This window comes from Niastella soli (assembly GCF_017742245.1).
Taxonomy (GTDB): domain Bacteria; phylum Bacteroidota; class Bacteroidia; order Chitinophagales; family Chitinophagaceae; genus Niastella; species Niastella soli.
Map to the genome: position 1 here is coordinate 2,809,777 of NZ_JAGHKO010000001.1, position 26,240 is coordinate 2,836,016.

Consider the following 26,240-nt stretch of genomic DNA (forward strand, 5'->3'; position numbering starts at 1 on the left):
AACAATGATAGAAGAATACAAAAAAATGAAATGGTTCTTTATCTGGGTGCTGTTGTTGGCGGGGGGCATGGTGTTTTCCAATATGTCGGGCTATCGGGTATTTTCATCCGGTGGTCAGCAACAATGGAAGGCCGGTGGGCCTGGCCTTTATCATAAATAAAATGCTTTCTTTTAATACCAAAACCAATTGCAATGCAACTTTTAGTGGTAAATCCAATTATCAATTCCGCCCTGTACAGCTTCTTAGGGATCGCCATATTGGTGATCGCGTTTGTTATTGTTGAAGTAATAACTCCTAAACATAACCTATGGAAGGAAGTAGTTGAAAAACAAAATATGGCATTGGCTATTGTGGCCGGTTTCTTTATGTTGTCTATTGCTATCATTATTGCTTCTGCGATCCATTAATCCAGCTTCATTATTATGCAATTGTTGTTGTTACTGGCCGTGTTTGTCATTGCTACCTGTGGTTTAATATATGAACTGGTGGCCGGTACCCTGGCGAGTTACCTCCTGGGTGATTCTGTTACCCAGTTTTCTACCATCATTGGGGTATACCTGTTTTCCATGGGGGTAGGCGCTTTTCTTTCCCGTTATTTTAATAAGAATCTGTTGCGTTGGTTTATTCAAATAGAATTACTGGTGGGGATGATCGGCGGATTCAGTGCCCCCCTCTTATTTATTTTATTCCCAATAGCTTCCTCTTTCAGATTGGTATTATATGCCCTGGTGTTTTTTACCGGTACGCTGGTTGGGCTGGAGATACCCTTACTTATGCGCATACTGCAGGACAAAGTGGAGTTTAAAGAACTGGTATCGCGGGTATTTACTTTTGATTACATTGGTGCCCTGCTTGCAGCACTCATTTTTCCTTTGTTACTGGTACCACAGTTGGGGTTGATCCGCACATCACTGTTTTTCGGCATCTTAAATATAGGCGTGGGATTATTCCTTGCCATACAATTTGGGAAGGAGGTTCGCCGGGCTGGGGTTATAAAAGGAATGGCCATTTTGTTATTATTAATAGAGCTGGTGGCATTTGTGTTTTCAGAGCGCATCATGAATTATTCCGAAACGCTTACTTATAACGATCACGTAATATTTGCTACTTCCTCCCCTTACCAGCGTATTGTACTTACAAAAAACAAACGGGAGATGCGGTTGTTCCTCAATGGCAACCTGCAGTTCAGCTCGGCAGATGAATATCGCTATCACGAAGCTTTGATACATCCCGGTTTGCAGGCCGTTCAACAACCCCAAAAGGTATTGGTTCTTGGTGGTGGGGATGGACTGGCCGTTCGGGAGATCTTAAAATATCCTTCCATTACATCAATTACCCTGGTTGATCTTGATAAAAAAATGACGCAATTGTTTTCAACGAACCATCTCCTTACCCAATTGAACAAAGGTTCGTTGAATAATGCCAAAGTAAAAGTGTTGAGTGAGGATGCATTTCTCTTTTTGAAAAGCAATACAAACAAGTTCGATTTTATTGTCATTGACTTTCCTGATCCTTCTAACTTCTCTATCGGTAAATTATACTCCAATTCATTTTACCGGCTGTTATACCAGGCGTTGGCCGATGGTGGAGTGGCTGTTATTCAGTCTACTTCACCTTATGTGGCGCCCAAATCATTCTGGTGTATCGATGAAACCATTCGATCCGTTGGGTTTCATACAGCGCCGTATCATAACCTGGTACCTTCGTTTGGGGAATGGGGCTATATTCTTGCCTTTAAGAATAACTCGTATAAAATACCAGCCAATTACCTGCCCGGATTGAGGTTCCTGAACCCGGCTACTGCACAACAGATGTTTGTTTTTCCGCAGGATATGCGAACAACACAACCTTTAGCCGTAAATAAATTGAACAACCAGGTACTGGTGAATTATTTTGAGGAGGAATGGAACGCTTATCTTGAATAATATGCATCGTCGCCAATTTATACAAAGTTTGTCTACACTCGCAGGTGGCAGTTTACTGCTGCCGGCTTGTGGGGGACCGTCAACTAAAAAAATCCCGGGTGAAATTGTGGGTGCATCGGCATCAATAGGGCATTTATTGCGCGACGGTGGTTTACAGGGGCCGGTTGAATTGGCCGGTACCACCGATGTAGTAATTGCGGGTGGCGGTATCAGCGGGTTATCGGCTGGGCGGTGGTTGCAAAAGAATGGGATCAGCGATTTTGTGTTGCTCGATCTGGAAAAGCATGCCGGTGGTAATGCTGCCAGTGGTCATAATAATATTTGTGCCTATCCCTGGGGGGCGCATTATATTCCGGTTCCCAACAACGATCTTACCGAATACCTGGCTTTTTTGCAGGAAAGTAATGTGATCACCGGTTACAATGAACAGGGCTTGCCTGTATACAACGAATATTACATTTGTTTTGCACCGGAAGAGCGCCTGTACATCAATGGTACCTGGCAGAATGGGTTGGTACCGCATGCGGGTTTGCCAGTTGAGGAACAGCAACAGTTCAAACGTTTTTTTGAACAGATGGAAATCTTCCGGCAGGCAAAAGGAAGTGATGGCAAAGATGCTTTCGCCATTCCGGTTTTACATTCTTCAACCGATATACAATACAGGCAGTTGGACCGTATTTCCATGAGAGCCTGGTTACAACAGAACGGCTATACTTCCGGTTACCTGCACTGGTATTGTAATTATTGTACGCGGGATGATTTTGGCACCCGGTATGAGGAGGCTTCTGCCTGGGCAGGTATCCATTATTTTGCGGGTCGAAAGGGAAAAGCAGCCAACGCTGAGCATCAGGATGTGCTCACCTGGCCACAAGGCAATGCCTGGCTGGCGCAACAGTTACAAAAGAACTTTACCAGCCAGGTTAAAGTAAACAGCCTGGTAGTGAATGTAGCAGAAACAAACACAGGCGTTGACGTAATATACTTCGATGTGAATGCCAAACGGTTGAAAAAAATAGCTGCCCGTAAGTGCATCATTGCAGCACCACAGTTTATAGCCCAACGGTTGATAAAGAATAATAACAGGCTTGCTGCTATTCATGAACATTTTTCCTATTCACCCTGGATGGTGGCTAACCTTACGGTAGGCCCTTTGCAAGAGCGGCGGGGTGAAGAATTGTGCTGGGACAATGTTATATATGATAGCGAGTCGCTGGGTTATGTTGAGGCTACTCATCAGTTATTAGAACAGCATATACCGCAAAAAGTATTAACCTACTATCTGCCATTAACAAAAAGTGATGCAACTACTGAACGTAAAAAGGCACTGGCATTGCAACATGCCGATTGGGTGCAAATGATTATAAAGGATCTGCAGAAAGTGCATGGTAATATCCGGGACGCAGTGCAGCACCTCGATGTAATGGTTTGGGGGCATGCCATGATACAGCCAAAATTAAATTGTATTCATAACCCGGAACGGCAGCAAGTGGCGCAACCTGTTAACAACAGGATATTTTTTGCACATACCGATCTGGCGGGTATCTCTATTTTTGAAGAAGGGTTTTACCAGGGTATACAGGCAGCAAAATCCGTTATTCAATCGTTTCAATAATGCTTAATACAAAGAAACAACAACCCTGGATCTATTCACTGCCGCTCGACGGCCTGTTTATACTGTTGCCCCCATTTGTTTCTTTATTGATCGTATTTCTGTTGCCTGGTTTGTTTAAAAAAGGACAAGGTATTCCTGTTTTCTGGTGGATCGTTTTGATCGTATGCATCGATGTCGCTCATGTGTATAGTACCCTTTACCGCACCTATTTTGATAAAGACACGTTTGGAAAGCAAAAGAATATTCTTATCGGTATTCCTGTTATTGGTTTTATAGTGGGGGTAATGCTATATGCCATCAATGATATGCTTTTCTGGCAGGTGCTGGCTTACCTGGCTGTATTTCATTTTGTGCGTCAGCAATATGGGTTCATGCGGATCTACTCCCGTAAGGAAACATTTAATAAATGGTATTACCGTATTGATCAGGTCACTATTTATACCGCCACCATATATCCCTTGCTATATTGGCATTTGAACGCGCCACGCAATTTTAACTGGTTTGTTGAGGGCGATTTTGTATACTTCCGGTCACAACCCTTATTGGTTATTGCCAGTGGGTTGTATGTACTTATAATGGCGGCCTATCTGGTAAAGGAAACGGTATTTATTGTAAAGGAGAAATATGTGAATGTGCCCCGCAATCTGGTAATTGCCGGTACTTTTTTATCGTGGTATTTTGGCATTGTGTATTATAACGGCGATATGGCCTTCACCCTGCTGAATGTGGTTTCGCATGGTGTACCTTATATGGCTTTGATATGGGTTTATGGTAAAAAGAAAACCGAATCTGCTGTTGGCGGTGGATACAGTAAGCTGATTGCCAAATTCTTTTCCCGGTATGGAGTAGTGTTATTCTTATTTAGTATGGTTATACTGGCCTATGTGGAAGAAGGTTTTTGGGATGCATGGATCTGGAAAGAACATAAAACAGCTTTCTCCCTCTTTTATATCTTTTCTTTTCAGCCATCAAAAGAAGCGCTGGCTTTATTGATACCCTTGCTGGCGCTTCCACAGATCACACATTACCTTATTGATGGATACATCTGGAAGGTATCGCGCGGTCATATCCCGTATAAACATTCCTGATCTTCAGGACACTTTGGTTCTAACCTTCTTTCTTTGTAAGGGAGAATAGACCAGGTAATAATATAACAGGATCAAAATTCCCAGTGAGAACGGAATAATGCAATAAGGTCTTACTTTCTCATCGATATTATAAAACTCAGAGATCATCCACATGGAGTTGGCCACTATCCACAAGGCGATAGCCAAATTGTGGGTCAGTTCTGCTACGATATGCCGGTTACGCCAGGCTATCCAGATGGCAACGAGGAGGGTAGGGAAGATCATAATAATACCCAGCGGTTTAAATAACAGGCACCAGCAAAGGTCTTTCACCAGCCAGAATAAGATATGTAAATTCTCGATCTTGCGAAACTTCGCTGGTATTACGTACAGGTCGTTTGATTCCTCGCCCACTGTTATTGATTTGTGGTTTTTAAAATATATTCAAAACAGGTCACCGGCCTTTAGGCGGCCGGGTAAATTTAAATTATTTCGATAAAACCCGTTTAAATCGCTGTATATCGGCTTCGGGTTGTAAGGGCGTTTGGTCCGACAGGTATTGCACCAGCTGCGGGGCAAAAAACGGCGCTAAGGAGCAACCTTTAGTGCCCATACCGTTGAATATGCCAATGGCGGGCTCATTGGGGTGGAACCCGATAAATGGACGTCGTTCAATGGTGGCCGGTCGAACCGATGCGGTATGTTCCAGTAATCGCACGGGTCGTTTTATCCATTGTTGCAGGGCCGCGAGGGTTTTTTCGCGGAAGTTAGCGGTTGGTTGATCGCTGGTAAATTCCCATTCATAGGAAGAGCCAACCCAAAAGATATTCTCCTTCCAGGGCACCCAGTTGATCCCTTTTTTAAAGATGTGTTGCGTTGGCATGTCAGTCGCCTCTACCAGCAACATTTCGCCCTTATTAGGAGCAAAGGGCAGGTTACTAAACCAGGGATTGTTAAAGGAGGCAATGCCATCGCAAAAAATAATGCGTTGGGCCGTAATGCCTTTATAATGTACAGTGTCTGCAAGGATCTGCAGTTGGGTGTGATCGAATTTCTCCTGCAGCAACCGGTTATCATTTAACAACAGCTGGCGGTAGGCGGGTAACAATACCGGCAGGTTTACCAGATAGCAGGGTGTAATGGTGCCATAACCAAAATCGTAGTTGAAGTTGTTGGTCCAGGCGTTGGGATCATTTTGTATAGAAAGGTATTGTGTATCTTCTGCATATCGTTTTTCATAGGCCAGCTTCATTTGCGGCGTAGGAAAAAAATCTACTATATCTTTTTGTTCGATAGCTGTTACTGCCAATTGTTGTCCCAGACTGGTATACTGCTGCCAGGCAAAGGGCATCACGTCATCAATCATCCAGGTTTTTACAATTCGCCGCCCGGTAACCGGATTAATAATGCCTGCAGCTACTTTAGATGCCGTGCCAGGGTTGTTGTCATCGATCACCAAAAAAGAATAGCCCGCTTTTTGCAATTCCCAGCTAAGGAAGGTGCCGCAAATGCCTTGTCCTATAAGTATAAAATCAACATGCATGGTGCAAAAATAAAAAAAGGTGAGCCATTCTTTATGAGTGGGCTCACCTTTTATGATCAGGTCATGTATGCAATTTATTCTACATTCACCCGAACGCCTTCGCTATGGCTGGTAAATTCAGGAGCATACATACATTGAATTGTTGTTATACCATTGCTGAATGTACCGGTATGGGTAACAAACAAGGGGTATTCAAAAACATAAGTGCCTTTGGGAAGCTGGCCAAAAAAGAAATTGGTGCTGGCATCTTTGGTTGTTTCATAATAACCCAGTCCGCCCTGCCATTTAAACTGGCTGATCACGTTCACTGGTTCCATACAAGCGGCCCGCATATCTTTCATGTGCACATATTCCATGGCGCGGTCAACCCGCAGTTCAATACGCACTTTCACTTTGTCGCCAACTTTCAGGGTCTGACCCTCGTTCACGGGTTGTAAAACAGGTCCGTGATCGGTGTTCTTTTCAATGAACAATTTTTTGGTCAATTGTAATGGCGTGGCTGAAGGCGTTATTTTGTCGAGGTTCTCAAAATACTGCCAGTAAACGGCGCCCCAGGCAGCGGCTTTGTTATCGGCGTTTGTAGATGATACTGTTACCTTGATATTCCCCATCTCTGGTTTTACCTGGCTTTCATCAAACACCTTTTTAAAATAACCGGTACCGGCTTCCTGTTGCTGGTCTTTACTGAGTACCGCTGTATTACCCAGGTCAATGGTTACATCGGGTGTATTGGTGAGCAAGTCGCTGCCTTGTAATAGTAAGGCATAGCAGGCATCGGCCGTGGCCCTGGTGGTTCTCCAGTTTTGGGTTTGCTTTTGTTTCAACAGCCATAATTTCATATCGTTCACAGCTGCCATATCCTTGGTTACTTCACTAAAGGTTTCAATCAGTAATGATTGAATTTCGATAGGTGATTGATACCAGTAATAACCGCCAGTGAATTCTTTCCAGTACATGCCCATTTCCTCATTGTGAATGGCATTTTCTTTTATTGATTTTACAATGTTGTTAGCGGTTTGTACATCGCCGGTACGGAACAACGACAAGGCGATCATGCCCTGCATGTAGCGGCTTTGTTTTACCCAGAATTTTTGTGATTGCTTCCGGAAATAGTTATAGGCTTTGAATACGCCGCCGGGTACACCTGTTTCAGGGAAAAAGCTGCGCATGTATAAATACTGAATATGCAGCGTGCTGATGTATTCACTATCTTCTTTTCCTTTATTGTGTTTCAGCATGTACTCATAATCTTCCTTGATGCGCTCATCCAAATATGGAAGGGCTTTCTTCACCATGTCATCCAGCAGATCGTTGCTGGTGTTCACCTTCAGTTTTTTGAGATGGCCTACACCAGTCATAATGTACTGGGTCATGTAGCGATCATCGGGGCCGCCTTTGAACCATACAAAACCACCGTTTGAACTTTGCAGTTCATGTAATTTGGCAATGGCTTTGGTTTCCTCGTTGCTCATCCGCACCAGGTCGAACAGCAGGGCGATATTCTTTTTTTGTTGTGCTTCATTTTTTGCCTGCATTACCCAGGGGGTTTCTTCCAACAGCACCGATTTCAGTTCCGCATTTTTTTGCAGGTTGCTCATCAGGGCTGTGGTGTCGGTAGTTTTCCAACGTTCAAAGATCTCTTTAACCTTTGGAGATGCATTGGCAATACTGGTAGCCAGCGCATTGGCATAATACCGGTTGAATGTTTGTTCAGCACAATCGTAGGGATATTCCATCAAATAAGGCAGTGCCTGTACTGCGTACCAGGCGGGGTTGGTGGTAAACTCTACGGTAAGCGAATGGTTGTTCAGGGTTTCGCTGCTGCCACTTTTCACCAGCTTGTCAAACGTAAAGCTTTTAGTGCCATTGCCCCGAACGGGCAGCGGGAGGCTTTCTGTAACTAGCATGCGGTTGCTCACTACCGGGAGTGTAGCCTCTTCGCCATCGCTCATGTTGCCAGCCTGGGCAATAAGGCGATAGGTTACGGGTTTGTTATACTGAAATGGTATCTCAATATTGAAACTTACCGGAACAGATTGTTTAGCCGGTACGGTGAAATACTGGTTGGGCATTACATTGTGGAACCAGCCATCAACCGATTGGTTGGTAGTGGCATCGATCAATTGTAATTGTACCTGACCGGTTATTTCTTTATCAGTAAGGTTGGCAATTTTACCACTGAAGTTCATATGATCTCCTTCGCGCAAAAAGCGGGGCGCATTGGGTTGCACCATCAGGTCTTTTTGCGTAACAATGGTTTTGGTATCCATACCAAATGCCAGCTCTTTGGTGTGCGCCAGGCTCATCCATTTCCATTGCGTTACCGCTTCAGGCATAGTGAAAGAGAATTCAATATTGCCATTGGCATCGGTATGCAGGTCGGGGAAGAAGAACGCTGTTTCGTTGAGGTTGGTGCGAACCTGAACGGTGGCGCCGGGTGCATTGTTTACTGCGGCCTGATCTTCTACAGGCACCGCGGAAGCTGAATCAAACGATAAATTATTATAGCCAGCCGCCTCGCCTTCAATAATTTTGTTCTGCTCCACAGGTACTCCAGGTCTGGCTGCGGCCATTTGTGGCGCTGCTGCTATTTTAGCCGATTCTTTCTTCATCCTTACATCGTCACGACTACTCTTAAATGCAAAAACCAGGTGTTCGGGCAGGTCCATTAACGCATCATAATTTTTGGAAACAAATTCAGCGAGCTGCACAAACTTGTTATTCTCCAATGATTGTACCGTTGTAAAACAGGTGTTGCTTTCCCAGCGACGTCCTGAATTATAACTGGCATACAGGGAAGGTTTATCCCAGGCCTGTGGTTTAAACTGGTCAAGCGAGGCATCGTACATGGCGGTCAGCATTTCAGCGGCTACTTTATCGCCTTTATAACCGCTTATTTTTACTTTCCATTTTTCTTCGCTGCCGGGCAGTGTCTTATCGCGGAATGTTTCATATCCAATAGTTAACTCTTTGTTGGTGTAAGGAACAAGGAATGTTTGGTCATCTGAATAAAACCGGTTGTGTTTTACAAAGGCTATCTGGATGCCAAAACCACCTCTTTCATTTTCCGTTACCGGCATCTCAAATGAACGGCTGTTCTTATTCAGGGTGAAATAGCTGCTGTTTGTAACATTGTCTTTCTTATTCACCTGATGAATGATAAACACATCATCCAGGGTAGTGCTTACCTGGTAGGTGACTTTTTCGCCGGGTTCCACTGACGTGTTACCCGTTTCAATACCGCCAGATGCCAACGGACTAACAATTGCCTGGTTGTATACCTGTACATACCGGATGTCTTTTACTTCCTCGCCATACTTGTCTTTGGTAATGGCTTCCACAGCATACCAGCCGGGGGTTATGGACGAATGATCGAGGATAAATGGCTGGGTGTTAGAGGTGGTGTCGGTTTTTTCTGCCACCTTTTGTTCCTTTGCCCATTTAGCGGGATCATTTTCATCTTTATATACATCATAAGGGAACAGGCTGTAGAATTCATCTTGTGTTAGTACATACTGATCGGGTTGGTGCCAAAGACGCTCTCTGAATAGGCGCTCCGGCATTTTCAGTTTGTGAACAGAAACCGTAACCGTTGCTTTTTCAAACAGGTTGTTCAGGTTGGTACTGGTAAGACGGATCTTGTTCAGGCTGTCGGCATGAATTTTCTTTGGAAGGTCCAGGTTTAATTTCAAAGCCTGGTAAGCCACCGATACGCTGGTATTGCCGCTTCTTGTTTCGCCGGCTACATCGGTAACATCAACTGTTACTTCGTAATCGAAGGTGGGTTGACTGCTCTTGGCAATAGCGTTATCAGGCAATGCCTTAAAAGTGAGCTTGAATTCTCCTTTGGCATCGGTGGTTATTTCGCCGTGTGCTATCTCCATATTTTCCTCGCCACGGGGTGGCCAGATCATTTTGCTGTAACCGCCATAAAACCAAAAAGGCATATTGGTCCTGCGTACTACACGGTATTTAACGGTAGCGCCGTCGATGGTGTTGCCGGCATAAGCTTTGGCAATCCCATTCACGGTTATGTTTTCATTTAAACGATAGGTACCGGTTGGTTTGTTTACCTCCACCAGGAACTTGGGTCGTTTGTATTCTTCAACCGAAACATATTGATTTCCCTGAGCATTCAGATCCGCGATCCTGAACTGCCCATTCAGTAAACCGGTAGGGATGGTAAACTTACCCGAATAAGACCCATATTCATTGGTAGTAACAGGTATGGTATCTATTTGCTGCCCATTGGCATCCGATAAAGTAATACTGGTCGAAAAATTGGGAACAACGGTGTTTTCTTTTGTCTTACTATTGGTGTTGATCACTATGCCCTTAAAGTAGATGGTTTGTCCGGGCCGGTAAATAGAACGGTCGGTAAACAGGAAAGCCGACTTAGTATTCCTTTCCTCCTCTTTTTCAAGGCTGCCATTATAAGTATAATTATAAATGTAATCCTCCAGGTACAAATGGTCATTACCATGAGTTATTTCCAGCTTGAAATTATGTTCATTATTGTTTTGGGAGGGTTCAAGCTTTATATACCCATGTTCATCGGTAACACCATTTTGTCCTTTGCCGGTAGTGTATTTGCGTTTGTTATAATCATAGGAGCGGTACCAAACCTGTACTTTAGCACTTGCAAGTGGCTGGCCGGATTCCCGGTTTAAAATAAAATAATCGTTGTCTTTGTTGATGTAGGCAATGTTGGAAACATAGAAATATTGTACTGCCAGCAGGTTTTCAGTCAGGTTAAATTGATCGTTTACGCTGGCGATAAGTGCATATTCACCTATAGGCAAAGCGTCTACTTTTATTTCTGCTGAATGTTTCTGGTAGTCTTTGGTATCGGGCAAAGTTTGTCTGAATCTTTGAACGGCAGATAAGGCCAGCAGTTTTTTCCAGTACTCATCATCCCAGCTGTTTGTTCCAATCTGTTCACGTGTTTTGGGGTCCATTTTTACCACCTTGAAATTTATGGTGGTAAAATTCCGGTAAGAAATAAGGGTGCGAAAAGGTTGACCGGGCACATTTACCTTTTCGGCTTGCAAATTCAATTGACGAGCCAGTATTTCCTGCCGCAGGTTATTGCAGTTTGCTTTTCCTTCGCTGCTGTCTTTCTGGGCAATTACTTTATCACAAATACTTATCGCTTTATTGTATTCGTCGCGGTAAAGCTCTCCCTTCAACGGATCATATTTTTCGGCCTGGCCATAATGCCACAGGGCCAGTAAATACCAGGCCTGTGTGGCCGCAGGTATTAAGCCGTACTGGGTGCCTATTTGTTCAAGTGCCTTTACATAAAGCGTTTCTTTGTTTTCAATGGTTGCATGTTCATGCACATATTGTAATCTGTCAATATCCACATCCAGCCAGGCATCGGGTTTGGCATCTGCTGCGTGAAATTGCAGCAGGTGCTGGTATAGTTGCAGGGCTTTAAACTGCAGGGAAGCGCTGTCGCGGGTAGTGAAGGTATGCTTCATGAATTTTTTAGCATCCTCAAATGCAACGGCATCATCAATTTCAAAAGCGTAGGCAGGTTTGGTAACATCGCGTTCATCATTTTTAAAATAATCCAGTGCGCGGTGTGCCAGTAAATCGAACAGGGTAGGGCGTAAATACCGTACGTTACCCTTTGTAATGATGGGATCAAAAGGCTCCAGCTTTGTTTGCTGTAATAATTTTTCGTTGCTGATGGAGGCCAGGTATAATTCACTGATCTTTTTATTAAAGTCGTCGATGGTCCAGGTGGCCAGGTCCTCTTTTTTAAAATCAACCGTATTGGTGCGCCGGTATAATTGCCAGCGGTGTTGTTGAAGCCAGTCCCAGTAACTTTTTGCAGTTATGCTTTGCAACACCGCTTTAACAGGCTCTTTTGCATCGGCAATTTCTGTTTCCAACTGGTGTATGCTTTTCTTAGTGGCATCTTCTTCTTTCAACTGTTGTAATTCGGCCCGGTATAATAGTGCTTTTACTAACTGGGCATCGTTCCCCTCTTTTTTTGCCTGCGAATAAATTTTATTCACAGCGGTAAGGGCCGATTCGGTTAATCCGCCTTGCTCAATAAGGCTGTCAATCTGTTTCCACTCTTTGTCGTATGTTCTCATCTTCTGTTGGGCATTGGTTGTTAAAAAAATAAGGGCCGTACATACTAACGATAAAATCTTCTTAATTATCATTCACCAAATTTTATACAAGTTAATGAATACTGAAGTCAAGGGTCAAACGTTGTAGTTTACAATCGACTTCCGACAGTTGACTTCCTACTTCAATAAATCGATGCAAGTTGCCAATAAAATGCATATTACAATTTGTTAAAGTGGTCCCGTTCACAGGTTGGCAATAACTGCTAACCTATTGATGTTATTTTATATATGGTAATATTAAATATAAGTGGTTATGCCTTGTAATTGTGCAACGCAAATACCAGATATTTCGTTTTAGGTAAATCAAGCACTTTATTAGTACAAAACATCCAGTATGAGAAAAACGTGTATCCTGATTTTTTCAATTGTTGTAGCCTTTACATCACGCGCCCAGATGATGAGTGGTGTTAAGAATAACAATAGCAATAACACCAGCAATGGTAATACTTACTTAAGTATAACCAATTTAAGTGCCGAAGATATTCAGTTTGAGGTTGATGGTCAGCAGTACGTAGGTTGTGGCTTTAATCTGAATATCCAGGGCCTTAGACCGGGCAATCACCAGGTCGTATTATTCACCGGTAAAAAAGGTGGTGGTTTCACGGCCATAAAGCGTATACTTATTTACAACCAGCCCGTAATGGTGAAACCACAGTTTTATGTTGACATTATCATAAACCGGTTTGGCCGGGTATTGATAGATGAACAATCAGTAACGGATAACCAGTATCTGGGGAATGGTCAAATGATCTGGAGAAATCCTTCTTTACCTAATGTGCCTCCACCTCCGCCCCCTCCAAACAATCAACCAGGTAACAACTGGAACAATCAGCCCGGCAATAATTGGGACAATCAGCAAGGGAATAACTGGCCACATCAGGGGAATTACAATAACCCACCGCGACCCATGCCCGATAATACCTTTAACTCGTTTATTGAAACGGTACGGCGGGAAAGCTTCGATGATTCGCGTATGGCCATTGCCAAAGCTGGTATTGATCAAAACTTTTTTACCTCAAACCAGGCCAAGGCATTGCTTTCTGTGTTTTCATTTGAAGCCAGTAAGCTTCAAATAGCCAAGTATATGTATGGTAAAACAACAGACCCCAAGAATTATTTTGTAGTGTACAATGTTTTTACTTTCAGCAAAAGCAAAGAGGAGCTGGCTGACTATGTACGTAACTATCGTTAACCGGAAATAAAAAACCTTGCAGATCCTGCCAGCTGTTACAGCAAGGCAGATCTGCAAGGTTGTATATGTTCAAGCGCGGTGGCTTACTTCTTAATGATCTTCGCGATGGTAGCGCCAATATCAGCAGGGCTCGATACTACGGTGATACCACATTCTTCCATGATCTTCATTTTAGCAGCGGCTGTATCATCAGCACCGCCAACAATAGCGCCAGCGTGGCCCATACGGCGTCCGGGAGGAGCTGTTTGACCGGCAATAAAACCAACAACAGGTTTTTTACCATTTTCTTTATACCAGCGGGCAGCTTCAGCTTCCATGCCACCACCAATTTCACCGATCATTACTACTGCGTCAGTTTCCGGATCGTTCATAAACATTTCCAATGCTTCGCGGGTAGTAGTGCCAATGATGGGGTCGCCACCGATACCAACAGCTGTAGAAACACCTAAACCAGCTTTAGCAACCTGGTCAGACGCTTCGTAAGTGAGGGTGCCAGATTTTGATACGATACCGATCTTACCTTTTTTGAAAACGAAACCAGGCATGATACCTACTTTGCATTCTCCAGCGGTAATAACGCCAGGACAGTTGGGTCCAATAAGGCGGGTTTTAGTGCCTTGCAGGTATAATTTGGCTTTCACCATATCCTGCACAGGAATACCCTCGGTGATGCATACTACCAGTTCAATACCGGCATTGGCAGCCTCCATTATCGCATCGGATGCAAAAGCCGGCGGTACAAATATGATAGACACATTAGCCCCGGTTTCCTTAACTGCTTCCGCTACGGTATTAAATACCGGCCTGTCCAAATGCAATGTGCCTCCTTTGTTTGGTGTAACGCCACCCACTACATTGGTACCATATTCTATCATTTGAGTAGCATGAAAGGTACCTTCTGTGCCGGTGAAGCCCTGCACCAGGATCTTTGATTGTTTGTTTACTAAAATACTCATCAGCGGAAATTTAGATGCCCGACATTTATCGGGTGTGCAAAAATAGGGGATAATAGGGGAATTTGCTAATAAGCCAATACGCTGATTTGCTAATTAGTAACAAGAAAAGTGGGCCCAGCCATTAAATTTCTATTAAGCGTTCCTTGCGTCGCACACTTGTACGTTCGGTCCGCTTTTCGGCAACGTTCCCGGAAATAATATTGACTATTGAAGTAGTAAGAATGGGCTATTTCCCTTTAATAAGCTTGTCCATGTCCCGGTCTTCGTTGATCTTACCGGTTTGTTCCAGCATACGCATATCCTTGGCGTCTTTAAGGAAGTCGGAGGCAAAAATGAATTCGTTCAGGCGTTCATTCTTGTTAAAAATGATCTCTTTATTGCTGCCCTCCCATTCTTTTTTACCCTGGTACATGAAAATGATATGATCGCCAATTTCCATTACGCTGTTCATATCGTGGGTGTTTACAACCGTAGTGATGTCGTATTCGGTAGTGATCTCTTTAACCAGTTTATCAATAACAAGGGAGGTTTGCGGATCGAGCCCGGAGTTGGGTTCGTCAACAAAAAGGTATTTTGGATTTAATACAATCGCGCGGGCAATACCCACCCGTTTTTTCATCCCACCACTCAGCTCGGCTGGGAATTTTTTATTTACATCTTTCAGTTTTACTCTTTCCAGCACCTCGTTCACCCGTTTTAATTTCTTGGCATAGGTGTCCTTGGTGAACATATTAAGGGGGAACATAACGTTTTGCTCAACCGTTAAACTGTCGAACAGGGCTGAACCCTGGAACAGCATCCCGATCTGTTGGCGGATCTCTTTTTTCTCTTCCGTATTAAGCTTATTGAAATCTTTATCATTGTAGCAGATCTCGCCCTCATCAGGTATCAGCAAACCAACCATGCATTTCATAAAAACCGTTTTACCACTACCACTGGCCCCAATTATGAGGTTACATTTACCCGCTTGCATGGTAACGCTGACACCGTTCAATACGGTCCTCTCACCAAATCCCTTTTTTATGTTTTTTACTTCGATCATGGTTTATGAATTCATGGCTATGGATTGCTGTACTTTATCCGGTTAGCCGGAGTTCTTAACAGCTATAACTTATTAAAGTTGTATTAGTTCTATTATTTTGACCAAAATTCCGACTGTTTCGCTGCCGAAAACAGTGTGTGTTCAAACAATTAGTGCAACAATAATGCGGCCAGCACATAATCGGCCCCTAAAATGCTCACACAGCTAACCACCACGGCCTTCGTGCTCGATCTGCCAATTTCCAGGGCACCGCCTTCAACATGATATCCATAATAGGCTGGTATGCTGGAAATGAGGAATGCAAAAGTGTAGGCTTTTACCAGGGCGAAGAATACATTATAAGGCTGAAAGTATTGCAGCAACCCTGTTTCATATTGTTGAGGCGACAAAATACCTGCTGTTGTAGAGGCCAGTTGTCCGCCATATATACCCAATGCGGCTGAAACTACTACCAGCAGGGGGATCACGATCACGGCAGCCAGAATTTTAGGTAACACCAAATACGCTTTGGTGTTGATACCCATAATTTCAAGGGCATCTATCTGTTCGCTCACCCGCATATTTCCCAGTTCACTGGCAATTTTACTGCCTACCACACCTGCCAGTACAATACATACCAGGGTAGGGGCAAACTCCAGAATTACCGTATCCCGCACAATTTGGGCTACAGTACTCATCGGAATTACAGGGCTAACCAGCTGATATGCTGTTTGTAATGCAGATACCGCCCCCATGAATGCTGAAATGATGACTACAATGCCTAAGGAGCCGATCCCAATTTCATTGCACTGGTGCATCAGCTCTTTCCAATACATCTTCATGTTTTCTGGTTTCGAAAACATGCCTTTTATCATCAACAGGTAACGGCCAAATTCTGTAAATAAAGTCATGATTGATAATCAATAATGTAAAAGTACGGCGAAACCTCCAAAACTCAAAAGAGGGGGTTTTTGTTGTCGGCCCCCCTACGCTAAAGCTTCGGATGGGCAAGGCAGACGGCAAACGGTAGACGGAAAACGGCAAACGGCAAACGGCAGACGGAAAACAATTCGCGGCCAGGCTGCATTTGAAAAAGGTGGGTCTCTTTTTAAAAGAGACCCACCTTTTTTTGTTCTTCACCCCTTAGGGGGATTATTTCTTCTTCCACCAGGCTGGCTTTTTAGCCGATTCCTGGTTTGAATTTTCGCATTTTAGTTGAGCGTCGATCACAGCGATCAGGGCCATATTGGTGATGCTGCGCACTGAACTTCCCAGCTGTAACACATGCACCGGTTTTTTCAAACCTAATAAAATAGGGCCAACCGCATCGGCGCCGCCAATCTCTTTCATCAGGTTATAGGCAATATTACCTGCCGCCAGGTTGGGGAAAATGAGGGTGTTCACTTCCTGGTCAACCAGCTCGCTGAATGGATAGTTATCGCGCAGGATCTCCTGGTTAAAGGCGATGTTAGGCTGCATTTCACCATCTATGATGATAGTAGGATCTTTTTGCTTTACGATATCTTTTGCCCGGGCCACCAGTTTGGCTTCAGGTGTATCGCTGCTGCCAAAGTTGGAGTAGCTCAGCATGGCAATACGGGGCACTAAGTTAAAGCTGCGTACCTCTTTGGCGGCCAGCAGGGTAATATCGGCCAGTTCTTCCGCCGTTGGGTTCAGGTTCACTGTCGTATCGGCCAGGAACAGCGGACCTCTTTTAGTTAACAGCATATACATACCGGCGATCTTTTTCACGCCTTCTTCCATCCCTATCACCTGCAGTGCCGGGCGAATAGCATCGGCATAGTTGCGGGTTAAACCAGAGATCACCGCATCGGCATCGCCATTTTCCACCATCATGCACCCAAAATAGGTACGGTCTTTCATCATCTTGGTGGCTTCGTACTGGTTCACTCCTTTACGCTGGCGTTTTTTGAAGAAGAGCTCGCCGAATTGTTTGCGTTTTTCTTCATACTCATCATTACGCGGGTCAATGATGGGCATATCATCGATATCAATGCTGTTATCCAGGGCCATCTGTCTGATAGTTCTCTCATCACCTAATAAAATGGGGTATGCAATGCGCTCATCATAAGCGATCTGGGCCGATTTTAATATTTTAATGTTATCCGCTTCGGCAAATACCAGGCGTTTGGGATTGCGGCGGGCTTTCGCGCCCAGTACACGCATCAACTGGTTATCAAGACCCAAACGTTTATCCAGCTCAATAGCATAGGTTTCCCAGTCGGTGATCGTTTTTTGCGCTACACCACTTTCAATAGCGGCTTTGGCAACGGCAGGGGCTACGGTGCTCAATAACCGGGGATCAAGTGGTTTGGGAATAATATAGGCAGGGCCAAACGATAAATTCTTTTCGTTATAGGCAATGTTCACAATATCAGGAACGGGCGTTTTGGCGAGTTCGGCCAGGGCTTTAACCGCAGCCAGTTTCATGGCTTCGTTGATCTGTGTGGCACGAACATCCAGTGCCCCGCGGAAGATAAAGGGGAAGCCCAGTACGTTGTTCACCTGATTAGGATAATCGCTGCGGCCGGTACCCATGATAACGTCTTTTCGGGCAGCAAGGCAGTTTTCGTAAGTGATCTCGGGATCGGGATTGGCCATAGCCAGCACGATCGGGTTTTTGGCCATGCTTTTTACCATCTCCTGGCTTAATACATTGCCTTTACTAAGACCAATAAATACATCGGCGCCTTCGAGTGATTGTTCCAGGGTAACGTTCTTACCTTTTGAAATGAATTCTTTTTTCAGTACATCCAGGTCGGTACGGCTTTCATGGATCAAACCTTTACTATCGAATACCAGGATGTTTTCGCGTAAAGCACCCAATGATTCATATAATTTAATACAGGCAATAGCAGCCGCGCCGGCGCCATTTACCACGAACTTACATTTCTCTATTTTTTTCTTTTGTAATTCCACGGCATTCAGCAATGCTGCAGCGCTGATGATGGCGGTACCGTGCTGGTCATCGTGCATCACCGGAATTTTCATTTGCTTCTTCAGCTCCTGCTCAATATAAAAGCACTCGGGGGCTTTAATATCTTCGAGGTTGATGCCACCAAAAGTGGGTTCAAGTGCTTTAACAATTTGAACGAATTTCTCAGGGTCTTTTTCATTGATCTCGATATCGAATACATCGATGTCGGCGAATATTTTGAAAAGCACACCCTTACCTTCCATTACAGGTTTACCAGCTTCAGGACCAATATCGCCCAAACCAAGAACGGCGGTTCCGTTACTGATAACGGCTACGAGGTTCCCTTTGGCGGTGTATTTATAAACAGACTCGGGATTTGCATGAATTTCCAAACAGGGTTCAGCGACTCCGGGTGAGTAGGCAAGTGACAGATCGCGCTGGGTTTTGGCTTCTTTGGTAGGGATCACTTCGATTTTGCCAGGACGTCCCTTGGCATGGTACTCTAGTGCGGATTCCTTTCGCAATTCTTTTTTCATCAGTTATTTTTTAATTTGTCTCTCCAGGTATCCCGACAGGTCGGGATGGGACTGGTAGTTACCATGATTGACTAATCATCAATTAGTTATGATGAGAAAGCCCTCATGCGGGTGATTCATAGAAACTTACTTAAAGAACAATTGGCGCGCAATTTACGGGAAAACGGGTTACGTGACAGGGGGGCGGTAAGTATATGTTCAAAGACTAATGTGTAATATGTATGATTTTAGGTGGTTAGTAGGTTTCTGGATAGTTTCTGGTTTTTTAAAATAGCGAATAAACAGTTGTAAGTATTTCCGTTTTCTTACCAGAAATACTTGTTGTAGGATAAAAAGCAGGTATACGGAAGCCTTTGGCGCCGCAATTCCTTCACTTTGATACCAATTTGTCTTCTCGGCGCCCGAGGACCCAAAGTGAAGGATCAGTATAGGAAGAGTGAAGGATCAGTATAGGCAAAGAGAAGAAAATAAAAACCGTCCCTGGTTTTCGACCATTCGTCCCACCGTTTTCCCCGGACCGTCACACCTAAATTGAAGTTTCCGAGGAAAAATATCCATTCGTCCCACCGTTTTTCGAAGACCGTCCCATCTGTTTCCGAAGCCCGTCACATGTTGAAGTTATCGTATGAAGGTAATGGGTACCTTTGTATTCATAGGCAGCAGGGAATCAGATCGGGAATTTTGCACATTTTCAGCCTGGATCAGCAAGTTTATTGAAGTAAACTGCACGGGGACAAAATAAACTGTTCCGCACACATTTATTACATTATATTAGATTTCTGACCATAAGGGTTTAAAGGTCGCTTCTTACAACACTGTTTTAAAAACTTACTATAAGGTTCGTGAAAGGTTGCTGGTACTGGGCATGCAGTACTGAAGGTTTTGCTATTTCATTCATTAATAAAAATTAAAAAAGAAGATGAAAGCATTAACAGCGACAATGAAATTTATTAAAGTGGCATCCGTATGTATTTTGATCTGTTCCTTTATGCCGGCGCCCAAAAGTACATCCGGCGTTACACTACAAAACACTGGTTTTATGCTCCAGGTTCAAAGCAGCGCGCCGGATTGGGTGTATGTTCAAATTACTAATACTAACGATAATACTATTTCCTATTACATTCAAATTCCACCCTCAGGTTCGGGTGAGCAATTTGTGATTGCAGGCGATTATGATGTTACCGTCTGGCCATCCAATACGGCTTATTACCACGATTATAGTGTGGGTTGTAACGACCTTGTAATAGGTAACCAGGCCTCACAATATGTATTTTCTGAGCCAATTGCGCTCAATGAGGGCTGTAATAGTGTGTCTGTTGGCGGACATTATTAATAGTCTTACATCTTGCTATTTGAAAATATGTTTGGCAGTTTATAAACCTGCCAAACATCTCTTACCCGGCCATTTCTACCCGTACAAATTTGAGTTTCCCATTACTTAAAACAGTGAACAAATAAATTTCACTGAATTCTGACTTATCTATTTCTCCATCGTCTGTTTTATACGGAGCAGTTGAATTTAAGTTAAGGGATAATGTATTTTCCGATTTGTCGAAAGTTGCAGACAGGACGTAGGTGGTGTTGCCATCCTTTATTTCTTTGGTTTGCACTTCGCCTTTTTTAAAAAGCTCTTCCGATTTAATTTTCAACAGGCAATTAATAAATCGTTTGGGAAATAAGGACTCGAAGTATTGATCAAAATCTTTTTCAGTAAAAGGCTTTACGGAATCTGATAAGGAATTGACCTTTTCATCAACACCTCCATAAACCAGGTACCAGATATTGTTATTGCCGTTCATTATTGGAAAATCAATGAACTGTTTTACTTTTTCTTTATTTTTTTGGTATACGGCATCCCTGAAAGTTCTGAAGTTATCAATCCATTGGGTGGTATCCTGGCCAGCCTGATTGGTTTCCATGGCCGTGTTTGCCTGGGCGGCCGGCGTGGTTGCTTCTTTTTTGCTGTTTGAGATCGGGGTTGAATGATTACCGCAGGAAACTACAAAACAGATCAATACGGTTAAGGGAAGCGTAATGGATTTCATTTGAAACAATATTTGGGTACGATTTAAGCGTACAAAATACTCATTCTGCTAATTTTATCAAATTGTAACGCAATTTCTCTTATTGTGCCGGACATTCCTGTAAAGATTTCTGAAGGGGGGGATTATTGTATTTATTTTTCAAAGCGAGGAAAGGCCTTTCTATGAAATAGTATGAAACATTTGCTACCAGAAAAATTACCAGGAGGGAATAGGGCCTTTCTGGAACAAATTTTAAAGACCCAAATATTATTATTTGCTGCCACAGGTAAAGGCTATAAGAAAGCCGTCCGATATAATCCATGATCCGGCTATTTAAAAATGTATACCACCAGCCGGTACAATTTATAGAGTAAACGATGAGCATTAATATTAACAGAATGGTTATTGTGCCAGACGGTCCTAAAAGCGGAACGGTAAAATAAAAGTGCCATTTAGTAAGCTGAAGCGCTACAGCTAAATATTGAATCAGGGTGAGCATCAGGAAAATAAACAGTAGTGGAAATTTAATTGATTTGAAAAGCTTATTAAAAAATAAGCAAAATTTATCGTAGTGTAGAGCCAGCAGGCAGCCAAGCAATAATGAGTCGGCTCTTTGGAAAATAGTTATGGAATCTATTTCGAAGTATGGGATCCCGCGAACGTTCCCAAAAATTCTTAAAAAAGGAACCAGAATAATAAAAAAGAGCAAAACAAATGTTTTCCTGGAAGGAAAATAATAGAATATAAATGGCCAGCACAAATAAAAATGTTCCTCAACGGACAATGACCATAAATGCTCTGAATAGATATCCAGGGAATGATTAAAATATTTTGTGTAAGTTAATGCTGTTAACCAGGAATTACCTGATAAAAAAATCAAATTATATCTTTGAAGAATGAAATAGACCAACAGCATAAAATAGTATGCTGGAAATATTCTTAGTGTTCTTCTCTTATAAAAGCTTTTCAGGGAAATCGTTCCGGTTTTCTTTTCTTCTTCAATTAGAAGCGTGGTTATTAGAAAACCACTAATTGCAAAAAAAACATTCACTCCCAATGATCCGTTTTCAAGTATCTGAAGAGGATAAAATTTGCGAAGCGTATCGTTTAAAATTCCGTAGTGGCCAAAAATTACCAGTAAAATGCTTATGGCCCTTAATCCGTTCAGGGATGGGATTAATTTGTGTTTGTTCATATTTGCGGACAAAATACACAAAAAATATACTTCAATTAAATACTTGAATAGTTGATTCCGTGTATGAGGTATAAAAATTGCGATGCATACCGAAACAATTGGGTATGAAATGCGGCAAGACTTTAAGAACCAATGTTTTATTAATTACCATGGTATACAGCCCATTGATATTTTCACAAACTGCATCGGGCGGTAATAGCCGGTTTTATCCAGATAATGTAAAAAGGGTGGAGGGGGTTATTAAAGTAATAAGAGCGTTTTGTGATTCCATTAAACCGGTTAACGTAAGTAATAGCAATATTAAGTACGATCAAAAATATATCCGTTCCACAAATGAATTATTCAATACAATTACATCCGATAAAGTATTTGCCCAGACTGCAAAAAAGAATGATCTTATTCTAACCAGTTCATTGAATGCGGGATTGATCGGATTCCGGGAATATAAATTCTATCCGGCTAAAGGATACCTTGCCATTTCTATTTTGTTTTCAGTAATTGATGACAATATCTTCTATAAGAAAATTGTAATTGAAAGCCCGTTAAAAAGGGAATGCGCGAATGGCCAGCCTGTTCCCTTTTTTGATTTTCTGTATTTAAAGGATAAAATCCTGCCTGTAATTGATTTTCCAGTAAAGGAGTGTACTAATTGTGACAGCCTAAAGGTTGATACGCTTTACCAACCGGTATTCGATGCAATGGCGAAAAAATACCCGGCTTACCAATTTGTTCCCAACGCTTCAAACGACTACGTAAAATCGCTGATCTTTCAACATACTTATTTGCAGAGAAGTACTTACAATAATAAAGTAGCACCTGATGGTTTTGTTGAACTGATAAAGATGAAGGAGTATGATATCATCCGAAGCTTGTTGTATTCACCCAACCAACTGATGGCTATAAACGCTTATGAAACGCTCGTTTACCTGAATAACTTAGGCGAACCGATAAATACACAAGACCAGGCTAAAATGAAGGACATTGTAACCAGCGGAACGTCCATCCCTGTTTATTGCGGCCGGGATTGCAAGCCTACCAATTATGCATACAATGATTTGAAGGTAAAAAAGACGGATATTGTTGATAAATATCAGGCTGCATTGGGGCAATGATCTGCAAAAGAAGCAAAGTAATTTCACATAGCGAATTAATTTCTATAAATGAAAAACGTCTGATTATCAGGCGTTTTTCATTTATAGGCCGTAATCGCCATTCCCTGGTTCGTCCTTTTTTTTACTAACGGAGTTGGAAATCCGGAAAAAGGCCCCTATGTTTGTGTGTACTATTAAACTAGTACACTAAAACGCCAAACATGATACAAGTCCAAAACCTTCATTTTGGGTATCGACGTAAAAAGATCTTTACCGGCCTGAGCCTTAAACTGGAACCCGGCCACATTTATGGATTACTTGGAAAGAACGGCACCGGCAAATCGACCCTGTTGAGAAACATAGCAGGTTTGCTATTCCCGCAGGAAGGTACCATAACCGTACTTGGCTTTACTCCCGGCAAACGGCAACCTGCTTTTTTACAGGATATTTTCATGGTACCAGAAGAGTTCCATTTACCCGATATGCCCATTGAGCATTTGGTAAAATACCATGCCCCTTTTTACCCCAAATTCAACGAAGACCAATTCAACCGTTATATTACCGAATTCGACATACCCCGCTCCAACACCATGCAGCAAATGAGTTATGGCCAAAAGAAAAAGGTGTTGATCAGTTTTGGACTGGCCTGTAATACCTCTGTGTTATTGATGGATGAGCCAACCAATGGTTTGGATATCATGAGTAAAAGCCAATTCCGTAAAGTAATTGCAGGCTGTCTGGATGAAAACAAGTGCATCGTCATAAGCACGCACCAGGTAAAAGACCTGGAAAGCCTGATTGACCGAGTTACTATCATCGATGAAGGCCGCATTCTGTTCGACCAAACAGTTGATAACATTACAAACAGGTTATCGTTTCATGTATCATATGATAGTGAAGAAATAAAGCAGGCGTTGTTTCGTGAACCTTCTTTACGGGGCAGCGCTGTTATAACCCGCAATATGCAGGGGGGTGAAAGCAAGCTCGATCTGGAATTACTGTACAAGGCCATTGTGCTTAATGGCAATGCTATTCAATCTGTTTTTAACGCTTAAACTAATGCTATGAATGCTGTTTTTGATTTGAAACGTTGGTTCCTGTATCTCGGCAAACACTGGAATGAAAATAAAAGAAGATACCTGTTATCGCTGGCTGCCATTGGCGGGTTATTGGTATTGTGGTGTTCGTTTTTAATGATCGTTAACCCCGAAAACCCAATGGGGTTACGAATTCAAATAGTTACCTACTATGCAGGTTTGTTCCTTACTGGTTGTTTATTTGCCAGTACCATCTTCAATGATCTTTCCGAAGGCCCTAAAGGGATTCATTTTTTATTGACGCCGGCCTCGGCGCTGGAAAAATTACTGACTGCGATTGTTTTTGGCGTAATCCTGTTTTTTATCAGTTATACCATTGTGTTTTATGCTTTTGATGTCATTATGCTTAAAGTGGCTAACGGGGTTATGAGTAACTGGCTGGAACAGCATCATAGGGCCCCAAGACCGCCACAGGAGCTTTTAAATGTATTTATACCAGATGACTCTGCCAAGGAATTTCTTTTTTACATCCTGCTTATCTTTTTTGCAGTACAATCTATCTTTTTGTTGGGTTCGTTATATTTTGTAAAGTTTCAGTATATAAAGACACTGGTTTCCGGATTGATTGTTTTTTTAGTCCTGGTTTTCTTTGTGCATAAAGTGCTGGGTTCGTTTATGCCAGACGGCAGCTTTTTTGAGCCATTCAGAGTTTATAAAATTTGGAATACCGGCCAGGGAGATGTTATGATCCTCCTACCGGAATGGTTTAGTTCGATATTGCTTTTTCTTACCAAGTATGCGCTTGCGCCTTGTTTGTGGGTGGTTGCTTATTTCAGGTTGAAAGAAAAAGAAGTTTAACGCTAAAATTAAAATGATATGCAATTCAGAGAATCGCAAGCTATATACTTACAAATTGCCGATTATGTGTGCGAGAAAATACTGCTAAAAGAATGGAAGGTGGAGGAGCGCATCCCTTCCGTTCGGGAACTGGCGGTGCAGTTGGAAGTGAATCCCAATACGGTAATGCGTACGTATGATTTTCTGCAACAACAGGAGATCATTCATAACCAACGGGGTATTGGGTATTTTGTTTCGCCCACTGCAATAAAAAATGCACAGACCTACCGTAAAAATGACTTCGTTGAAAAAGACCTGCCGCAGGTTTTTCGTACGATGTTTTTATTGGGTATGGACCCTGATGAGTTAAAACCCCGGTTCGAAAAATTCAAGAAACAACATTTTGCTTAATACAATCAAGAACTGATAATGAAAACAAGCAATAAATTATTATTAGGCATTTTCCTTACTATCATTATATTAACAACAGTTGTTCAAATGATGGTATATGCCAAATATAAACGCGGTGAATTCACTGCTTTTAAAAGAGAACAATTTACTCCCATGACCATTTTACAGGTACCTGCTGCCCGGTTTATTTCACTAAAGGGTTTGGGTAATTGTGCTATAAAACCTTCCGAAACGTTTAAGCTGGAAATACAAAAGGATATTGCCCGTTTTATAAAATGCCACGTGGCAAATGATACGCTGTTTGTCAATGATTCAAGATTTACCGAATATGAAATAGAAAAGGGAACCAGGAATAATGGTCTGGTGAATATCTACCTGCCTGCTTCTGTACAGCTAAAAGGGGGGTATAGTACTTTTAGGATATGTGGAACCAGTGATTCTACCTTGGCTCCATCTTATACTATCAGCCTGAAAAACTGTTTTCTGTACCCTGAGAATAATTCTGCATATTTTAATCAGTTAAATATCTACAGCGAAAGCTCCAGAATTGATCTGAACAGACGTGCCGTTTTTCATGATCTCAATTTGCAATTAACAGATTCAAGGCTTGCTGATAATTCAGCAACGATCAGCAAGCTGACAATGGAGTCTGATAACAATTCTTCTATTGAGCTGTCGGGTAAAAATATTAATGCCTTAAAGTAATTT

General features: G+C 42.6%; 21 protein-coding genes. 12 read left to right on the top strand and 9 right to left on the bottom strand.

The window, feature by feature from the left end:
- The first annotated feature begins 4 nt into the window (after window positions 1–4).
- Genes J7I42_RS11545 through J7I42_RS11565 form a run of 5 tightly spaced genes read left to right on the top strand, consistent with a single transcriptional unit; the run spans window position 5 to window position 4,626 of the window.
- A complete protein-coding gene (locus tag J7I42_RS11545) occupies window positions 5–160 on the top strand; it encodes a hypothetical protein (protein ID WP_209138935.1) in 156 nt (51 codons plus the stop codon).
- Window positions 161–192: 32 nt separating this feature from the next.
- Complete coding sequence (locus J7I42_RS11550) at window positions 193–408, top strand: DUF350 domain-containing protein (protein WP_209138936.1); 216 nt, start codon at window positions 193–195, stop codon at window positions 406–408.
- Between the two features lie 15 nt (window positions 409–423).
- Window positions 424–1,926: a polyamine aminopropyltransferase gene (locus tag J7I42_RS11555; RefSeq protein ID WP_209138937.1), complete on the top strand. Its 1,503-nt coding sequence runs from the start codon at window positions 424–426 to the stop codon at window positions 1,924–1,926.
- Window position 1,927: 1 nt separating this feature from the next.
- A complete protein-coding gene (locus J7I42_RS11560; RefSeq protein WP_209138938.1) occupies window positions 1,928–3,538 on the top strand; it encodes an NAD(P)-binding protein in 1,611 nt (536 codons plus the stop codon).
- Complete coding sequence (locus tag J7I42_RS11565; RefSeq protein ID WP_209138939.1) at window positions 3,538–4,626, top strand: hypothetical protein; 1,089 nt, start codon at window positions 3,538–3,540, stop codon at window positions 4,624–4,626. The genes J7I42_RS11560 and J7I42_RS11565 overlap by 1 nt, the downstream gene beginning before the upstream one ends.
- Before the next feature lie 3 nt (window positions 4,627–4,629).
- On the opposite strand, the gene J7I42_RS11570 is transcribed toward J7I42_RS11565, so the two are convergent.
- The 3 genes from J7I42_RS11570 to J7I42_RS11580 form a co-directional block, all read right to left on the bottom strand.
- The gene (locus J7I42_RS11570; protein ID WP_209138940.1) at window positions 4,630–5,019 is read right to left on the bottom strand and encodes a hypothetical protein; all 390 of its coding nucleotides are present in this window, start codon (window positions 5,017–5,019) and stop codon (window positions 4,630–4,632) included.
- 73 nt (window positions 5,020–5,092) lie between these two features.
- A complete protein-coding gene (locus tag J7I42_RS11575; protein ID WP_209138941.1) occupies window positions 5,093–6,148 on the bottom strand; it encodes an NAD(P)/FAD-dependent oxidoreductase in 1,056 nt (351 codons plus the stop codon).
- A 74-nt stretch (window positions 6,149–6,222) separates the two neighbouring features.
- Window positions 6,223–12,327, bottom strand: a complete 6,105-nt coding sequence (locus J7I42_RS11580; RefSeq protein WP_209138942.1) for an alpha-2-macroglobulin family protein — start codon at window positions 12,325–12,327, stop codon at window positions 6,223–6,225.
- Window positions 12,328–12,628: 301 nt separating this feature from the next.
- On the opposite strand from J7I42_RS11580, the gene J7I42_RS11585 reads away from it, so the two are divergent.
- Window positions 12,629–13,486 carry a DUF4476 domain-containing protein gene (locus J7I42_RS11585; protein ID WP_209138943.1) on the top strand — a complete coding sequence of 286 codons (858 nt, stop codon included), beginning with the start codon at window positions 12,629–12,631 and terminating at the stop codon, window positions 13,484–13,486.
- Between the two features lie 83 nt (window positions 13,487–13,569).
- Here the strand turns inward: J7I42_RS11585 and sucD are convergent, their stop codons facing one another.
- From sucD to J7I42_RS35555, 4 genes are all read right to left on the bottom strand, one after another.
- Window positions 13,570–14,442: a succinate--CoA ligase subunit alpha gene (sucD, locus tag J7I42_RS11590; protein ID WP_209138944.1), complete on the bottom strand. Its 873-nt coding sequence runs from the start codon at window positions 14,440–14,442 to the stop codon at window positions 13,570–13,572.
- 226 nt (window positions 14,443–14,668) lie between these two features.
- The gene (locus tag J7I42_RS11595) at window positions 14,669–15,484 is read right to left on the bottom strand and encodes an ABC transporter ATP-binding protein (protein ID WP_209138945.1); all 816 of its coding nucleotides are present in this window, start codon (window positions 15,482–15,484) and stop codon (window positions 14,669–14,671) included.
- Between the two features lie 149 nt (window positions 15,485–15,633).
- Window positions 15,634–16,374: an MlaE family ABC transporter permease gene (locus J7I42_RS11600; protein WP_014216455.1), complete on the bottom strand. Its 741-nt coding sequence runs from the start codon at window positions 16,372–16,374 to the stop codon at window positions 15,634–15,636.
- 241 nt (window positions 16,375–16,615) lie between these two features.
- Window positions 16,616–18,937 carry an NADP-dependent malic enzyme gene (locus tag J7I42_RS35555; RefSeq protein ID WP_209138946.1) on the bottom strand — a complete coding sequence of 774 codons (2,322 nt, stop codon included), beginning with the start codon at window positions 18,935–18,937 and terminating at the stop codon, window positions 16,616–16,618.
- Between the two features lie 940 nt (window positions 18,938–19,877).
- Here J7I42_RS35555 and J7I42_RS11610 point away from each other — a divergent pair.
- Entirely contained in the window at window positions 19,878–20,270 is a 393-nt protein-coding gene (locus J7I42_RS11610) for a hypothetical protein (protein ID WP_209138947.1), read from the top strand.
- Window positions 20,271–20,331: 61 nt separating this feature from the next.
- Here the strand turns inward: J7I42_RS11610 and J7I42_RS11615 are convergent, their stop codons facing one another.
- Window positions 20,332–20,982 (bottom strand): hypothetical protein, encoded by a 651-nt coding sequence (locus tag J7I42_RS11615; RefSeq protein WP_209138948.1) that lies wholly within the window; start codon window positions 20,980–20,982, stop codon window positions 20,332–20,334.
- 79 nt (window positions 20,983–21,061) lie between these two features.
- Window positions 21,062–22,156 carry an acyltransferase family protein gene (locus tag J7I42_RS11620; protein WP_209138949.1) on the bottom strand — a complete coding sequence of 365 codons (1,095 nt, stop codon included), beginning with the start codon at window positions 22,154–22,156 and terminating at the stop codon, window positions 21,062–21,064.
- Window positions 22,157–22,260: 104 nt separating this feature from the next.
- Here J7I42_RS11620 and J7I42_RS11625 point away from each other — a divergent pair, with 104 nt between their 5' ends.
- From J7I42_RS11625 to J7I42_RS11645, 5 genes are all read left to right on the top strand, one after another.
- The gene (locus tag J7I42_RS11625) at window positions 22,261–23,268 is read left to right on the top strand and encodes a hypothetical protein (RefSeq protein ID WP_209138950.1); all 1,008 of its coding nucleotides are present in this window, start codon (window positions 22,261–22,263) and stop codon (window positions 23,266–23,268) included.
- A 200-nt stretch (window positions 23,269–23,468) separates the two neighbouring features.
- Entirely contained in the window at window positions 23,469–24,302 is an 834-nt protein-coding gene (locus J7I42_RS11630) for an ABC transporter ATP-binding protein (protein WP_209138951.1), read from the top strand.
- A gap of 9 nt (window positions 24,303–24,311) precedes the next feature.
- On the top strand, window positions 24,312–25,142 hold the full coding sequence (locus J7I42_RS11635; RefSeq protein ID WP_209138952.1) for a hypothetical protein: 831 nt from the start codon (window positions 24,312–24,314) through the stop codon (window positions 25,140–25,142).
- 18 nt (window positions 25,143–25,160) lie between these two features.
- Window positions 25,161–25,532, top strand: coding sequence for a GntR family transcriptional regulator (locus J7I42_RS11640; RefSeq protein WP_209138953.1), 372 nt, complete (start codon window positions 25,161–25,163; stop codon window positions 25,530–25,532).
- An 18-nt stretch (window positions 25,533–25,550) separates the two neighbouring features.
- Window positions 25,551–26,237 (top strand): hypothetical protein, encoded by a 687-nt coding sequence (locus J7I42_RS11645; RefSeq protein WP_209138954.1) that lies wholly within the window; start codon window positions 25,551–25,553, stop codon window positions 26,235–26,237.
- Window positions 26,238–26,240 lie beyond the last annotated feature (3 nt).

Coding starts and splice junctions, on each gene's coding strand:
- J7I42_RS11545 (WP_209138935.1), top strand. CDS start 5: ATGATAGAAGAATACAAAAAAATGAAATGGTTCTTTATCTGGGTGCTG.
- J7I42_RS11550 (WP_209138936.1), top strand. CDS start 193: ATGCAACTTTTAGTGGTAAATCCAATTATCAATTCCGCCCTGTACAGC.
- J7I42_RS11555 (WP_209138937.1), top strand. CDS start 424: ATGCAATTGTTGTTGTTACTGGCCGTGTTTGTCATTGCTACCTGTGGT.
- J7I42_RS11560 (WP_209138938.1), top strand. CDS start 1,928: ATGCATCGTCGCCAATTTATACAAAGTTTGTCTACACTCGCAGGTGGC.
- J7I42_RS11565 (WP_209138939.1), top strand. CDS start 3,538: ATGCTTAATACAAAGAAACAACAACCCTGGATCTATTCACTGCCGCTC.
- J7I42_RS11575 (WP_209138941.1), bottom strand. CDS start 6,148: ATGCATGTTGATTTTATACTTATAGGACAAGGCATTTGCGGCACCTTC.
- J7I42_RS11580 (WP_209138942.1), bottom strand. CDS start 12,327: ATGATAATTAAGAAGATTTTATCGTTAGTATGTACGGCCCTTATTTTT.
- J7I42_RS11585 (WP_209138943.1), top strand. CDS start 12,629: ATGAGAAAAACGTGTATCCTGATTTTTTCAATTGTTGTAGCCTTTACA.
- sucD (WP_209138944.1), bottom strand. CDS start 14,442: ATGAGTATTTTAGTAAACAAACAATCAAAGATCCTGGTGCAGGGCTTC.
- J7I42_RS11595 (WP_209138945.1), bottom strand. CDS start 15,484: ATGATCGAAGTAAAAAACATAAAAAAGGGATTTGGTGAGAGGACCGTA.
- J7I42_RS11600 (WP_014216455.1), bottom strand. CDS start 16,374: ATGACTTTATTTACAGAATTTGGCCGTTACCTGTTGATGATAAAAGGC.
- J7I42_RS35555 (WP_209138946.1), bottom strand. CDS start 18,937: ATGAAAAAAGAATTGCGAAAGGAATCCGCACTAGAGTACCATGCCAAG.
- J7I42_RS11610 (WP_209138947.1), top strand. CDS start 19,878: ATGAAATTTATTAAAGTGGCATCCGTATGTATTTTGATCTGTTCCTTT.
- J7I42_RS11615 (WP_209138948.1), bottom strand. CDS start 20,982: ATGAAATCCATTACGCTTCCCTTAACCGTATTGATCTGTTTTGTAGTT.
- J7I42_RS11620 (WP_209138949.1), bottom strand. CDS start 22,156: ATGAACAAACACAAATTAATCCCATCCCTGAACGGATTAAGGGCCATA.
- J7I42_RS11625 (WP_209138950.1), top strand. CDS start 22,261: ATGAAATGCGGCAAGACTTTAAGAACCAATGTTTTATTAATTACCATG.
- J7I42_RS11630 (WP_209138951.1), top strand. CDS start 23,469: ATGATACAAGTCCAAAACCTTCATTTTGGGTATCGACGTAAAAAGATC.
- J7I42_RS11635 (WP_209138952.1), top strand. CDS start 24,312: ATGAATGCTGTTTTTGATTTGAAACGTTGGTTCCTGTATCTCGGCAAA.
- J7I42_RS11640 (WP_209138953.1), top strand. CDS start 25,161: ATGCAATTCAGAGAATCGCAAGCTATATACTTACAAATTGCCGATTAT.
- J7I42_RS11645 (WP_209138954.1), top strand. CDS start 25,551: ATGAAAACAAGCAATAAATTATTATTAGGCATTTTCCTTACTATCATT.